The sequence below is a fragment of the Aestuariirhabdus litorea genome, from assembly GCF_003864255.1.
Lineage (GTDB): Bacteria > Pseudomonadota > Gammaproteobacteria > Pseudomonadales > Aestuariirhabdaceae > Aestuariirhabdus > Aestuariirhabdus litorea.
In genome coordinates this window covers 1856955-1870341 of record NZ_QWEZ01000001.1, presented here as the reverse complement: position 1 = coordinate 1870341, position 13387 = coordinate 1856955, and the positions used below count along the sequence as shown (strand labels likewise).

At 60.8% G+C, this 13387-nt stretch carries 13 protein-coding genes; 9 read left to right on the top strand and 4 right to left on the bottom strand.

The genetic code is table 11. The features are described 5' to 3' along the window. Positions 1 to 198 precede the first annotated feature (198 nt). From D0544_RS08665 to D0544_RS08625, 9 genes are all read left to right on the top strand, one after another. Positions 199 to 627 carry a DnaT-like ssDNA-binding domain-containing protein gene (locus D0544_RS08665; protein WP_125015552.1) on the top strand — a complete coding sequence of 143 codons (429 nt, stop codon included), beginning with the start codon at positions 199 to 201 and terminating at the stop codon, positions 625 to 627. Between the two features lie 76 nt (positions 628 to 703). Further along, positions 704 to 1306: a replication protein P gene (locus tag D0544_RS08660; RefSeq protein ID WP_125015551.1), complete on the top strand. Its 603-nt coding sequence runs from the start codon at positions 704 to 706 to the stop codon at positions 1304 to 1306. A 44-nt stretch (positions 1307 to 1350) separates the two neighbouring features. Continuing rightward, entirely contained in the window at positions 1351 to 2445 is a 1095-nt protein-coding gene (gene apbC, locus D0544_RS08655; RefSeq protein ID WP_125015550.1) for an iron-sulfur cluster carrier protein ApbC, read from the top strand. 10 nt (positions 2446 to 2455) lie between these two features. After that, a complete protein-coding gene (gene dcd / locus D0544_RS08650; protein ID WP_125015549.1) occupies positions 2456 to 3043 on the top strand; it encodes a dCTP deaminase in 588 nt (195 codons plus the stop codon). A gap of 8 nt (positions 3044 to 3051) precedes the next feature. Beyond that, entirely contained in the window at positions 3052 to 3501 is a 450-nt protein-coding gene (locus D0544_RS08645; protein WP_243647275.1) for a YqaA family protein, read from the top strand. Between the two features lie 175 nt (positions 3502 to 3676). Then, the gene (locus D0544_RS08640) at positions 3677 to 4174 is read left to right on the top strand and encodes a CBS domain-containing protein (RefSeq protein ID WP_164880876.1); all 498 of its coding nucleotides are present in this window, start codon (positions 3677 to 3679) and stop codon (positions 4172 to 4174) included. A gap of 754 nt (positions 4175 to 4928) precedes the next feature. Continuing rightward, positions 4929 to 6977: a ribonucleoside triphosphate reductase gene (locus D0544_RS08635; RefSeq protein ID WP_125015547.1), complete on the top strand. Its 2049-nt coding sequence runs from the start codon at positions 4929 to 4931 to the stop codon at positions 6975 to 6977. 18 nt (positions 6978 to 6995) lie between these two features. After that, positions 6996 to 7154 (top strand): anaerobic ribonucleoside-triphosphate reductase, encoded by a 159-nt coding sequence (nrdD, locus tag D0544_RS17500; RefSeq protein ID WP_125015546.1) that lies wholly within the window; start codon positions 6996 to 6998, stop codon positions 7152 to 7154. A 53-nt stretch (positions 7155 to 7207) separates the two neighbouring features. Then, complete coding sequence (locus tag D0544_RS08625) at positions 7208 to 7876, top strand: anaerobic ribonucleoside-triphosphate reductase activating protein (RefSeq protein ID WP_279387270.1); 669 nt, start codon at positions 7208 to 7210, stop codon at positions 7874 to 7876. Positions 7877 to 7965: 89 nt separating this feature from the next. Here the strand turns inward: D0544_RS08625 and dapD are convergent, their stop codons facing one another. The 4 genes from dapD to D0544_RS08605 are packed head-to-tail and all read right to left on the bottom strand — an operon-like array spanning position 7966 to position 13357. Continuing rightward, positions 7966 to 9006: a 2,3,4,5-tetrahydropyridine-2,6-dicarboxylate N-succinyltransferase gene (gene dapD, locus D0544_RS08620; RefSeq protein WP_125015544.1), complete on the bottom strand. Its 1041-nt coding sequence runs from the start codon at positions 9004 to 9006 to the stop codon at positions 7966 to 7968. Positions 9007 to 9058: 52 nt separating this feature from the next. Beyond that, the gene (locus tag D0544_RS08615) at positions 9059 to 9412 is read right to left on the bottom strand and encodes an ArsC family reductase (protein ID WP_125015543.1); all 354 of its coding nucleotides are present in this window, start codon (positions 9410 to 9412) and stop codon (positions 9059 to 9061) included. A 2-nt stretch (positions 9413 to 9414) separates the two neighbouring features. Next, positions 9415 to 10620: a succinyldiaminopimelate transaminase gene (dapC, locus tag D0544_RS08610; RefSeq protein WP_125015542.1), complete on the bottom strand. Its 1206-nt coding sequence runs from the start codon at positions 10618 to 10620 to the stop codon at positions 9415 to 9417. A 10-nt stretch (positions 10621 to 10630) separates the two neighbouring features. Further along, on the bottom strand, positions 10631 to 13357 hold the full coding sequence (locus D0544_RS08605) for a [protein-PII] uridylyltransferase (RefSeq protein ID WP_125015541.1): 2727 nt from the start codon (positions 13355 to 13357) through the stop codon (positions 10631 to 10633). Positions 13358 to 13387 lie beyond the last annotated feature (30 nt).

Sequence of the window (13387 nt, the reverse complement as noted above, 5' to 3'; positions counted from 1 at the left end):
CCGTTGGCGGCGGCGGCTCGCTAATTGGAGCGCTCCCGAGATTAATAAAAAACTATTGGCGAAGGTTGGCGGCAAGGCCGTAGAATGTCTGATTGCATAGTCAATGTCGTCGACGGGTCGGGGGTGATCCGCGGCTGACTGTAGTCGACCTAAGGTAACGGGAGTCTGTTTTGGGGTGTTGTCAGTGGGGGAGCTGTGATGAGTAACGACGATCACAAGGCTTATCATCGAATGCTCAATGCTGGGGGATCCATGTGGGAACTCGATGCGGCCACCGCACCGGTGCCGCCGGTGTTTGCCCGTACCCTGCAAACCACTTCTCACACGACCGCCTTTTCCAGCGCTGCGATAGAGCCGCTGCCCGAAGACTTTATGCCGGAGGTGGCCTATATCGAGTGGCTGCAACAGCACTACGGTATCCCCCCGAGCTTTACCCTGGAACAGCTGCCCGATTTTAAGCTCTACTGGCTCGAAACCGGTGAGGCTCGAAAGGCGTGGCAAAACAAGTTCAAAAACCATGTGATCTATCAGTGGAAGCGGCAGCAGAGTGAAAGAGAGCAAAACCCTCATCGGACAACAGCTGAAAAGCTTACAGACACCAGCTGGGCAGACTCCCTCGATATCTGACCACCGCGCCGATATCCAGGATTCGGAGCGTAAACTGACCCCGCAGCAGAAGCAGGAGCTTTCGCAGGCGGTCAATGTGCTTTTTACTCTGCTCGAAGACGCTTTTCCCACCAAATTCAAACACGCTTTTCGCAGTGCCGAAGATCGCGAGCGCGCGCAACGGGTGTGGATGTCTTCCCTCAAGGTTTTCCCGCCCCCGCTGATTGTGTCGGTGGCACGGGAAGCGATCAAAACCAGCAAGTACTTCCCGGACCTGGCGGAGATCTACCGTCTGTGTCGCGCTGCCTATACGCGCCACGGCCTGAAGGAGCCGTTGCAGGCTTACTACGAAGCTTGTAATGCCCCCCACCCGTCGCTGGATTACCCCTGGAGCCACATTGCGGTCTATCTGGCGGCTCGGGACACCGGCTGGCAAACCCTCCGCGGGGAGGAGCAGCGACTGGCGTTTCCTCTTTACGAACAGAATTATGAACTCTGGTGCAACCGCGTGCTCGAAGGGGAGGACCTGGAGGCGATGGTGGCCAGTGCCCTCGAGAACCCACGCCAGGCGGCCTTGGCCGCAGAGCTTGAACGCACTGCTTCAGAGCAGATGCAGCAGCGTATGCAGCAGCAGGGAATCGACCCCGCCGCTGGCCGCCAGGCCTTTCTGGATTTAAAGAAAAAGATGGAGCGCCCCTAGGCGCCAACCTTACCTGATACCCAACCTGAAGATGGAGTGACCCTATGTCCGAACTGAGTCGTCCGCTTGTAGAGCAAGCGATCCGCAATTACCAGGACCCTTACCTGAAGCGGGACCTGATCGCTGCCGGCGCGGTGGAGTCGATTGAGATTGAGGGGGGCAAGGTCAGGGTTGCCATCTGCCTCAGCTATCCGGCCGGTGGTTTGTGCAACGCCATCGGGCAGCTGGTGAGCAGTGCTATTAGCAACCTGGACGGAGTCACCGACACCCAGGTTAATGTCCGCTTTGAAGTAGCTGCCCACCCGGGCCAGCACAACCTGGAAGCCCTGCAGTCGGTCAAGAATGTGGTGGCAGTGGCCTCCGGTAAGGGGGGGGTGGGTAAATCCACTACCGCCGTTAACCTGGCGTTGGCGCTCAGTGCCGAGGGAGCACGGGTGGGAATCCTGGATGCCGATATCTACGGACCCAGTCTTGGGCTGATGTTGGGTATTGCCGAGGGAACCCGTCCCCAGGTGCGAGACCAGAAGTGGTTTGTTCCGGTCGAGGCGCAGGGATTGAAACTGATGTCGATGGCCTTCCTGACCGATGATCGCACCCCGGTGGTGTGGCGTGGCCCCATGGCGAGCGGGGCGCTGCAGCAGCTGATGACCCAGACCGAGTGGGGCGAGCTCGATTACCTGGTGGTGGATATGCCCCCCGGCACCGGCGATATCCAGCTCACCCTCTCCCAGCAGGTGCCGCTGGCCGGCGCGGTGATTGTCACCACCCCTCAGGATCTGGCGCTGCTGGATGCGAAAAAGGGGGTGGAGATGTTCAACAAGGTCAACGTGCCCGTGCTGGGTATTGTTGAGAATATGGCGGTCCATATCTGCAGCCAGTGCGGCCACGCCGAGCATCTGTTTGGTGAGGGGGGCGGCACCCGTATCGCCGACCTTTACGACACCGACCTGTTGGCTTCGATGCCCCTGTCGATGAGCATCCGTGAGCAGGTGGACAAGGGGCAACCGACGGTGGCGGCCGAGCCCGATGGCCAGCTCGCCACCCTCTACCGTGAGGTAGCACGCCAGGTGGGGGCTACCCTGGCCCTGAGGGCCGAACAGGCGGTAGCGGCACCCACCATATCGATCAACGAAGACTAGGAGGCGTGCGATGCGATTTTGTGACCGGGACATCAAGCAGTTACTGCAACAGGGTCGCATCCAGATCGAACCCCCTCCACCGGAGGAGGCGATCAGCGGGGTGAGTGTGGACCTGCGCCTCGGCAACAGCTTTCGCGTCTTTACCGATCATACCGCTCCCTTTGTTGATCTGAGCGGGCCGCGGGAGGAGATCGAGCGGGTGCTCGACTCCATCATGAGTCGGGAGATCCTGCTGACGCAAGAAGAGTCCTTCTTTCTCCATCCCGGCGAGTTGGCGCTGGCGGTTACCTTTGAATCGGTCACCCTGCCGGACGACATTGTCGGCTGGCTCGATGGCCGCTCCTCCCTTGCCCGCCTCGGGCTGATGGTGCATGTGACGGCCCATCGCATCGATCCGGGCTGGAGCGGGCAGATTGTGCTGGAGTTTTTCAATGGGGGTAAGTTGCCGCTGGCGTTGAAGCCCGGCATGACCATCGGCGCCATCAACTTTGAAGCCCTCAGCGGTCCCGCCGAGAAGCCTTACAACCGCCGGACCAACGCCAAGTACCATAACCAGAGCGGCGCGGTTGCCAGTCGTATCAACCGCGATGAGGGTTAGTTCCCCAGGTGCTTGACGTCTTTGTAGGGGAGCTGTTGCTGCTGGCGGGTACCGCCTTTTTGGCCGCGACCCTGGTGCCTTTCTCCTCGGAAGCGCTATTGGCGACCATGCAGCTCAGGGGGCTGGACCCCTATGCCTTGTGGGGCGCGGCCACCCTCGGTAATACCCTGGGAAGCTGTGTGAACTGGCAGCTGGGCCGATACCTGCTGCACTTTCAGGAACGTCGCTGGTTTCCCTTTAGTGGCGAGCAGCTGGAGCGCGCCCAGAGCCGTTTTAACCGTTGGGGGCTCTGGTCACTGCTGCTGAGCTGGGTGCCGGTGATCGGTGACCCCATTACCTTCGCGGCCGGAGTGATGAGGGTGCGCTTCGCCACCTTCCTGCTGCTGGTGCTGCTGGCCAAGGGGGGGCGCTACGCCCTGGTGATAGGCATTACCGGTGGGGTGATGGCCTCCCTTTAGGCGGGACCTCAGGCTTCGTGGGACCCTGTTGCGAGCTTTCTTGATATGCATCAACCGGTGCGGGGGCCCCGCTTGACACATATCAATGAGAAAAAAGCGACCACTGGTCAGACTTTGCTCCACAGTCGCCCCGCGTATTATTACCGAGCCGGGGCCCCAAGGTGGAACGCCCCCCATGAACGAAAAGATCTTTAGCCTGGATCCCCGTCGAAACTCCCACCGTGGCAGCGTGTTGGATGACCGTGTTGCCGCGGAGATCATGACCAGCCGTGTCCTGACCGTGAGCAGCGACTGGCCGGTGGAGGCGCTGGCGGTTTTTTTCAAGGAGCACCGCATCTCGGGGGCGCCGGTTATCGATGGCAGTGGTCGCCTGGCGGGGGTGGTTTCCCTCACCGATGTGGTGCGCCAGCGCCTGGACGATGACTTTTACCGCCCCCCCGAGCAGTTTAGCTCCCGGGAGCAGCGGCGCGATGCCGGTGAGCAGCGCAATCATTCGCTACGGGTGGCGGACATCATGTCCACCGATGTCTATGACGTCACCATGAACACTCCCCTGCACAAGGTGGCGGCCATTATGGTGAAGGCCAATATTCACCGCGTGCTGGTGACCCATGACAAGAAGGTGGTGGGGATCATCTCCTCGCTGGATATGTTGCGGCAGGAGGTCAGCTAGGTTTTTGGTGCAGGGGGGGCTTCCGGCGTGAACCCCTGTGCCCACGGCGAACCGCACCCCCCGGTGCGGTTTTTTTATGCCCAGGGGCGGGCGGTAGATCGCGGGAGTCATGGATGACGGGAACGATCACAAGGGATGTACGGGCCGGCAGCGGTGCTTCTGCGCAGCCGGCGCTCTCTGCGTCCTGTAGGTCGTAGATCGCGGGAGTCATGGATGACGGGAGCGATCACAAGGGATGTACGGGCCGGCAGCGGTGCTCCTGCGCAGCCGGCGCTCCCTGCGTCCATTTGGGTCCTACGGCGCGGAGTCTGGAGGCAGCTCTGCGCCGGCGCAACGGGTGCTTGCTATCCCCCTGTAGGCCTTATGTCGATGGATCCCCGAGTGGCGCTTTTTTAATCTGTCGTAAAAATCAACCGACTCCCGCTGCTGCAGCCCTGTTTGGGCGGGGGAGCGGCTTCCCGTTAGTGCACGGGCAAAAAAAAAGGGTGACCCCCTGCGAGGGGGTTGACGAGTGGTAAGGCCTTGTCTTATCTGGGGGTTATTATGAGTTTCTATCACTATTTGGAGGCGTGGGATTTTGCTGTTTTTGATTTGTTGATCTGTGTCAATAAAGCTGGCCGCTCTATTCAGTAAATTACCCAGAACCACAATATATAGTGGTTGATATATATCAACAACACTAAATATGCGATATCCAAACAGTCGATTTTGATCGTTTTATCGCCGGAATTCGCCAGAACACAGGTACAGATTAATGATTAAGGACCAGATCCAGATCAACGAGCCGCTGCCCCTTACCATCAAAAAGCGTGACGGAAAGGAGTGTGTATTCGATGCCGTGAAGATCTTCAAAGCGGTAGAGATGGCCGGTCAGGCGAGCCAGGAGTATGGCTCCGAGCAGGCCGTTGAACTCACCAGGAAGGTGTTGAAAGTTATCAGCTTCCGCTATACCCGCGAAGTCCCGACGGTGGAGCAGGTGCAGGACGTGGTCGAGCAGGTGTTGGCGATGTCGGAATACTTCCAGACCGCCAAGGCCTACATTCTCTACCGGGAAACCCACAAGCAGATCCGTAGCGACCGCAAGACCCTGTTGGATGTCGAAGCCTCAATGGATGAGTACCTGGAACAGCTCGACTGGCGGGTGAAAGCCAACGCCAACCAGGGCTACTCGCTGGGGGGGATGATCCTTAATGTCTCCGGTAAAGTGGTGGCCAACTACTGGTTGAACCACGTCTATCCGCCAGAGATCGGACAGGCCCACCGCAACGCCGATATGCATGTTCACGACCTGGATATGCTGGCGGGCTATTGCGCCGGCTGGTCACTGCGTACCCTGCTGCACGAAGGCTTTAATGGCGTTCCCGGCAAGATCGAAGCCGCACCACCCAAGCACCTCTCCAGTGCCATTGGCCAGATGGTCAACTTTCTGGGAACCCTGCAAAACGAGTGGGCCGGTGCCCAGGCGTTCAGCTCCTTTGATACCTACCTGGCGCCCTTTGTACGCAAGGACGCAATGAGCTACGCCGAGGTGAAGCAGTGCGTTCAGGAGTTCATCTATAACCTTAACGTACCCTCACGCTGGGGCACCCAGACCCCCTTCACCAACATCACCCTCGACTGGGTGTGCCCTGAGGATCTGCGCGAGCAGATTCCGGTGATCGCCGGTGAGGAGATGCCCTTCGCTTACGGCGATCTGTCCGATGAGATGGCGATGATCAACCGCGCCTACATCGAGGTGATGATGGCGGGTGATGCCATGGGTCGTGTCTTTACCTTCCCGATTCCCACCTACAACGTGACCCCCGATTTCGACTGGGAAAGTGAGAACGCGGATCTGCTGTTCGATATGGCGGCCAAGTACGGCCTGCCCTATTTCCAGAACTTCCTCAATTCCGACCTGACTCCCAATATGGTTCGCTCCATGTGCTGCCGCCTGCAGCTCGACCTGCGCGAATTGCTCAAGCGCGGTAACGGCCTGTTTGGCTCCGCCGAGCAGACCGGCTCCCTGGGGGTGGTGACCATTAACTGTGCTCGCCTGGGCTATCTCTTCAAGGGCAACCGCGAGGGACTGTTTGCTCGCCTGGACGAGTTGCTGAACCTGGCGCGCAACAGCCTGGAGATTAAACGCAAGGTGATCCAGAGCTACATCGACGCGGGCCTGTTCCCCTACACCAAGCGTTATCTGGGCACCCTGCGTAACCACTTCTCCACCATCGGGGTGAACGGTATCAATGAGATGATCCGTAACTTCACCTCCGACCAGCTGGATATCACCAGTGTGGCGGGTCACCAGCTGGCAGTGGACCTGCTGGACCATATCCGCGAACGCATGCAGGAGTTCCAGGAGGAGACCGGGCACCTCTACAATCTGGAAGCGACCCCGGCTGAGGGCACCACCTACCGCCTGGCCAAGGAGGATCGCAAGCGCTTTGCGGGCATCATCCAGGCCGGTACCGATAACAAACCCTACTACACCAACTCCTCCCAGCTGCCGGTGGGTCACACCGATGATCCCTTCCAGGCGCTGGCGATGCAGGACGAGCTGCAGTGCAAGTACACCGGGGGTACCGTGCTCCACCTCTACATGAACGAGCGCATCTCCTCCACCGAGGCCTGCAAGAAGCTGGTTCAGCGCTCGCTGACTAACTTCCGCCTGCCCTACATCACCATCACACCGACTTTCTCCATCTGTCCAACCCACGGTTACCTGAAGGGCGAGCACGAGTTCTGCCCGACCTGCGACCAGGAGCGACTGGCCGAGAAGATCCGCAAGAGCCAAAGCCAGCAGAAGCAGGCTGTTTAACACCGAAGGAGCACAACCATGAGCAATGATGTACAGATCAAACTGGAAGAGCACGAACGTCAGCGCTGCGAGGTATGGACCCGTGTGATGGGTTACCACCGTCCGGTATCTGCCTTCAACCCGGGCAAGCAGTCCGAGTACGCCGAGCGCAAGCAGTTTGTAGAACGCATGCAGTGATCGACGTTGGCGTCAACAGCAACCTTCCTCCGGTTCCCCTAAGGGTCGGGGGGATGGTGCCGATGAGCAGCCTGGATTTTCCCGGGCAGCTCAGCGCCGTGCTTTTTTGCCAGGGCTGCAGCTGGCGCTGTCACTACTGCCATAACCCTCACTTGATGGCGGTGGACGCCGAGGAGCTGGTGAGCTGGGAATCGATACTCGATTTCCTTGATCAGCGCCGTCAGCTTCTGGATGCGGTAGTGTTCAGTGGTGGAGAACCTCTCCTGCAGCACAGCCTGGAGCCCGCCATTGATACTGTCCGGGAAATGGGGTTTCGGGTGGCGCTGCACAGTTCTGGGAGTATTCCCGAGCGCCTGGCGCAGTTGCTGCCGAAGCTCGACTGGGTCGGCCTCGACATCAAGGCGCTGCCCGCCGATTGCGCCGCCATCACCACCATCGCCAGCAGTGGCGACAAGAGTTGGCAAAGCCTGCGCCTGCTGTTGGAGAGCGGGGTGGAGCACGAGGTGCGTACCACGGTGCACTGGGGGTTGATGAGCCCGCAGCAGGTAGTGGCGCTGGCAGCGCGCCTGAAATGCGAAGGGGTTGAGCGCTTTGTGTTGCAGGATTGCCGTGATGACCACTGCCTGAACCCGGATCTGGGGGAGTCCTGGATCGATCCCGCCGAGCTGCAGCCACTACTGGCCGAGCTGGGCGCTATGTTTAAGCAGTTCAGCTTCCGTTAACGTTCAATGATTACCTGTCTTGGGGCGGGGTGCCAATGGTCCCCCGGCCGCCTGCTGCCGGAATAATGGCAGCAGGCGCCCAGCCACGATCAGTTGTGGGCGTGCAGTTCTTCGTTGAGCTCGATCGCGGAGCGGTTGGTCTTGCACTCCAGCGCCCCGCTGAGGGAGTTGCGGCGGAACAGCAGGTCCGATTTGCCCGCCAGGGAGGCGGCCTTGACCGTCTCCACCACCTGTCCCTGGTCGTCCAGCAGATTGACCTTGGACCCCCCGGTGACGTAGAGACCAGCTTCCACGGTGCAGCGATCCCCGAGGGGGATGCCGAGGCCCGCATTGGCACCCAGCAGGCAGCCTTCGCCCACGGAGATCACCACATCGTTGCCCCCCGACAGGGTGCCCATGGTGGAGCAGCCGCCCCCCAGGTCCGATCCCTTGCCCACCACCACACCGGCGGAGATGCGTCCCTCCACCATGCTGGTGCCTTCGGTGCCGGCGTTAAAGTTCACAAAGCCCTCGTGCATGATGGTGGTGCCTTCGCCAATGTAGGCACCCAGGCGCACGCGGGCGGTGTGGGCGATGCGCACACCGGCGGGCACCACGTAGTTGGTCATCTTGGGGAACTTGTCGACGGAGGCGACCTCCAGCAGCTCGCCGCGGGCACGGGCCTGCAGCTGGCGCCGGGGCAGCTCACTGAGGTCAATGGCGCCCTGGTTGGTCCAGGCTACGTTGGGCAGCAGCGGGAAGATGCCGGTGAGGTTGGTGCCGTGGGGTTTGACGTAGCGGTGGGAGATCAGGTGCAGCTTGAGGTAGGCCTCCGGTGTGGTGGTGGGGGCGCTGTCGGTCTCCAGGAAGGTGGCCACCGCAGGCTGTTGACTCTGGACCAGCTCATCGAGGATGGCGGACTGCTCGTGGAAATCGGTGGTGTCGGCCACCAGGTCTCGAAGGTCGTTGAGTTGCTCCTGGTTCAACTCGATGGTCTGGTTGCCCCCCTGGTAGCCGACCGCTTCACCGAGTCGGCTGACCAGCTCCTGGCAAGGGTCGAACAGTGGGTTGGGATAGTAGACCTCAAGCCATTCGCCCTTGCTGTTTTTGGTACCTATGCCGAGGGCGAAGCTGAAAAATGGGTTGCTCATGGGAAGTCCTGTTGTTGAATCGGAAGGGTGATTGCCAAGGGTGGAAGTCGGGTTAGGGCTGGGCGTCAAAAAAGGCGGCGTACTGATCCGCGTTGAAGCCCAGCAGGCGGTGCTCGCCGGCGACCAGCAGTGGCCGTTTGATAAGGGAGCTGTGCTCGCAGATCAGGGCCAGTGCGGTCGCTGCGCTGGTACCCTCACGGACCGCCTCGGGGAGTTTGCGCCAGGTGGTGCCGCGCCGGTTGACCAGCGCCTCCCAGCCCAGCTGCTGGAGGTGTCCGGCAAACTCCTCGGCCGGAACCCCCTCGGTTTTGTAATCGTGGAAGCGATACTCGATCCCCTGTTGGTCAAGCCAGGTGCGGGCCTTTTTCATGGTGTCGCAGTTTTTGATGCCGTAAAGGGTAACCATCGTCAGTCGTTGCTCTGTAGAAAGGATTGAATGCGCAGGGCCGCTTCCCGGCACTCCTCCAGCGAGGCGACCAGTGCCATCCGTACCCGGTTGGCGCCGGGGTTGGCGCCACTAACCTCCCGTGCGAGGTAGCTGCCGGGCAGCACGGTGATATTTTGCCGTGCGAACAGCTCGCGGGCAAAGGTTTCGTCACTGTATCCGGCGGGGGTTTGCAGCCACAGGTAAAAGCCGGCATCGGGCAACTCGACCCGGCAGAGGTCGCCAAGGATCGCCTTGAACTCGGCAAACTTCTGCCGGTAGAGGCGGCGGTTGCCCAGCACGTGCTCCTCATCCCGCCAGGCCAGGATGCTGGCCTGCTGGTGCTGCAGGGGCATGGCGCAGCCGTGGTAGGTGCGATAGAGCAGGTAGGGCTTGAGCAGGCTGGCATCGCCCGCCACAAAGCCGGAGCGCAGGCCGGGCAGATTGGAACGCTTCGACAGGCTATGGAACACCACGCAACGGCGGTAGTCATCTCGTCCCAGCCGAGCGCAGGCTTCCAGTAGCCCCACCGGCGGCTGAGCCTCGTCGGGGTAGATCTCGGAGTAGCACTCGTCGGAGGCGATCACGAAGTCGTAGCGATCCGCCAGTTCGATCAGTTTGTGCAAGGTGGCCAGCGGGGTAACCGCACCGGTGGGGTTGCCCGGGGAGCAGAGAAACAGCAGCTGGCACTGCTGCCACTGCGTTTCACTGACCGCCTCGTAGTCGGGCAGGAAGCCGTTTTCCTCGAGGCAGGGCAGGTATTGGCACTCGGCACCCGCCAGCAGGCTGGCCCCTTCGTAAATCTGGTAAAAGGGGGCCGGCATCAGTACCCGAGGTGCGGGTAAATGGCGGTTGACCAGCGCCTGGGTAAAGGAGAACAGGGCTTCGCGGGTGCCGTTGACCGGAATCACCTCGCTGGCGGCGTCCGGTGCGCGGTTCAGCTTAAATCGCTGCTGCAGCCAGTGGCCGATGGTTTCGCGCAGTTCAGGGGTGCCGAGGGTGGTGGGGTAGTGGCTGAGCCCGGTCAGGTTTGCGGCCAGGTAGTCGGTGACAAAGGGGGGAGCCTGGTGTTTGGGTTCGCCGATGGAGAGGGCAATGTGGGGTCGGTCCGCCGGGGGGGTGACCCCCGCTTTCAGCTTCGCCAGCTTCTCGAACGGATAGGGGTGCAGGGTAGAGAGATCGGGGTTCATGGCCATCAACCTAGTGGGGGGTGCTGGTGGTGGTACGGTTACGGGAGGCGTTTTCCTGGGTATGGGCATCCAGTGCCTCGCGCAGGGTGTCGCAGATCTGCTGGCACTGCTTGGGGTCTTCTATCGGCCGTTGCTGGGCATCGGTGATGATAAAGACATCCTCGACCCGCTCGCCCAGGGTGGCAATCTTGGCGTTGTGAATCGAGATGTCGAGGTCCATGAACACCTGTCCCATGAGGGCCAGCAGGCCGGGACGGTCCGGTGCCACTACCTCCAGCACAGTGCGGTGAATCAGTGGGTCGTTGCTGATGGTGACCTCGGCTGGGTAGCTGAAGTGCTTAAGCTGGCGAGGCGTGCGCCGGCGGATCACGAGGGGGTAGTCCTCAGGGTTCTTGAGGGCTTCGGTCAGGACCCGCTTGATCTCCTTGATCCGCTGGGGGTTGTTGCCGATGGGGGAACCATCGAGCTCCAGTACGATAAAGGTGTCGAAGCTGTAGCCGGCGTTGGAGGTGATGATGCGGGCGTCCTGGATATCCAGGTTGAGCTGGTCGATTACCGCGGTGCTGGCGGCGAACAGTTCATCCAGGTCGCAGGTATAGATAAAGATCTTGGTTCCCCCCTCGAAGGCGCGATCGGTGGTCTCTCGCACCAGCACCAGCGGGTCGTTGGAATGGTGGCGGGCGATGTTAAGGGTGTGCCAGACAACATCCCTTACCGAGTGGCGCAGGAAGTACTCCTCGCTGAGGGTGCTCCAGATGCCATCGATGGTGGCGCTGTCCAGCACCCCCTCCAGCTCCGAGCGGGCATTCGACTGGGTTTCGGCGATCGCCTGTTGTGCCTCAAGCGGGTTTTCGAGGCCGCGCCTCAGGGCGCGCTTGGTTTCGCTGTAAAGGCGTCGCAACAGAGCCGCACGCCAGCTGTTCCAGAGGCTCGCGTTGGTGGCGTTGATGTCGGCGACCGTCAGCAGGTAGAGGTAATCGAGGCGCACCTGATCACCCACCAGCTTGGCAAAGTCGTTGATCACGTCGGGGTCGGAGAGGTCCTGGCGCTGGGCTGTGGTGGACATCAGCAGGTGTGTTTTCACCAGCCAGGCCACCAGGGCACTATCCCACTTGCTGAGGTGGTGGCGCTCGCAGAACGCCTCGGCGTCCACGGCGCCCAACTCCGAGTGATCGCCCCCGCGCCCCTTGGCAATGTCGTGGTAGAGGCCGGCGATGTAGATCAGCTCAGGCTTGGGCAGTTTGCGGATCACCTTGGAGGCCACGGGGAAACGTTCAGCGTTTTCCTCATAGGTGAAAGAGCGCAGGAATTTGATCAGCAGCAGGGTGTGGGCGTCCACAGTGTAGGCGTGGAACAGGTCGTGTTGCATCTGGCCGGTGATTTTTCCGAACTCCGGCAGGTACAGCCCCAGTACCCCCCAGCGCAGCATGCGCCTGAGGTTCACAGTCAGCCCGTAGGGGGCGCGCATCAACTCGATAAACAGGGTGGTGTTGCGTATGTCGTGGCGGAACTCGTCGTCGATCAGGTAGCGGTGCTCGCGGATCAGGCGGATAGTCGAGGCCCTGACTCCCAGGATAAAGGGGTTCTGGGTCATCAGTACGAACAGCTCGAGGAGGGCGAAGGGGCTTTGCACGAAGACGTTGGGGTCCATGACCTCAATGTAGTTCTTGCGTACCTGGAAGCGGCTGTTGAGGGGGATCACGTTGTCGTCATCGTCCACCGACAGAATCACTTCATCCAGGTGCTGAAGCAGCATGTCGTTCAACTCGGCAAGCCCGAGCACTACCTGGTAATAGCGTTGCATAAACTGCTCAACCGCCAGGCTTTTATTGCTGTCGCTGTAACCGAACAGCTCCGCCAGGTGTTTCTGGTGATCGAACAGCAGGCGATCTTCCTCTCGGCCGGTGAGCATATGCAGCCCCCAGCGTACCCGCCAGAGAAAGGCCTGCCCCTCCTGCAGAATCTGATATTCCGACTCGGTCAGGAACTCCAGTCGCACCAGGTCGTGTGCGCTCTCTGCGCCGAAGTGGCGACGGGTCACCCACAGGATCATCTGGGTATCCCGCAGGCCTCCGGGGGAGTTTTTGACGTTGGGCTCCAGGTTGTATTCGGTCTCATTAAACTTGCGGTGGCGAGCCCTTTGCTCCTCGTACTTCTCCCGCAGAAAGATCTTGCTGGGCCACATATGGCGGGGGTCGATGCGCTTGAGCATCGCCTCGCGGAGGGTCTCCGGGCCCGCCAGGGTGCGCGACTCCAGCAGGTTGGTGATCACGGTCAGGTCCTTGCTGGCCTCCACCGCGCACTCCTTGACCGAGCGTACACTCTGGCCCACTTCCAGGTTGATGTCCCACAGCAGGGTAAGGAAACGCTCGATGTTGTCGCGGTAGCGGCCGTGGTTCTCGGTGCGCAGCAGGATCAGCAGGTCGATATCGGAGCTCGGGTGCAGCTCACCCCGGCCGTAGCCACCCACGGCGAGCAGGGCAACATCACCGGGCTTTCCCCAGTCGAGATGGTTCCAGGCCAGCGACAGCACCTGGTCGATCATCCAGGCGCGGGCATTGACCAGCATGCGGATGTCGCGGCCTTCCCGGTACCAGCGGTCTAAGGTTTCCTGGGCCTGTCGGATACAGCGTTTATAGGCGGGAATGGGGCTGGAGGAGAGGGTAAGTTCCGCCCGGAATTGTCCCTTGTTGAACAGCTCATCGGTGAGCTGCTGTTCATCGATTATTGTCTGCATTGGTATCCCCAGCCTGATCAAAAGCCCGCA

Coding starts and splice junctions, on each gene's coding strand:
- D0544_RS08665 (WP_125015552.1), top strand. CDS start 199: ATGAGTAACGACGATCACAAGGCTTATCATCGAATGCTCAATGCTGGG.
- apbC (WP_125015550.1), top strand. CDS start 1,351: ATGTCCGAACTGAGTCGTCCGCTTGTAGAGCAAGCGATCCGCAATTAC.
- dcd (WP_125015549.1), top strand. CDS start 2,456: ATGCGATTTTGTGACCGGGACATCAAGCAGTTACTGCAACAGGGTCGC.
- D0544_RS08640 (WP_164880876.1), top strand. CDS start 3,677: ATGAACGAAAAGATCTTTAGCCTGGATCCCCGTCGAAACTCCCACCGT.
- D0544_RS08635 (WP_125015547.1), top strand. CDS start 4,929: ATGATTAAGGACCAGATCCAGATCAACGAGCCGCTGCCCCTTACCATC.
- nrdD (WP_125015546.1), top strand. CDS start 6,996: ATGAGCAATGATGTACAGATCAAACTGGAAGAGCACGAACGTCAGCGC.
- D0544_RS08625 (WP_279387270.1), top strand. CDS start 7,208: ATGGTGCCGATGAGCAGCCTGGATTTTCCCGGGCAGCTCAGCGCCGTG.
- dapD (WP_125015544.1), bottom strand. CDS start 9,006: ATGAGCAACCCATTTTTCAGCTTCGCCCTCGGCATAGGTACCAAAAAC.
- D0544_RS08615 (WP_125015543.1), bottom strand. CDS start 9,412: ATGGTTACCCTTTACGGCATCAAAAACTGCGACACCATGAAAAAGGCC.
- dapC (WP_125015542.1), bottom strand. CDS start 10,620: ATGAACCCCGATCTCTCTACCCTGCACCCCTATCCGTTCGAGAAGCTG.
- D0544_RS08605 (WP_125015541.1), bottom strand. CDS start 13,357: ATGCAGACAATAATCGATGAACAGCAGCTCACCGATGAGCTGTTCAAC.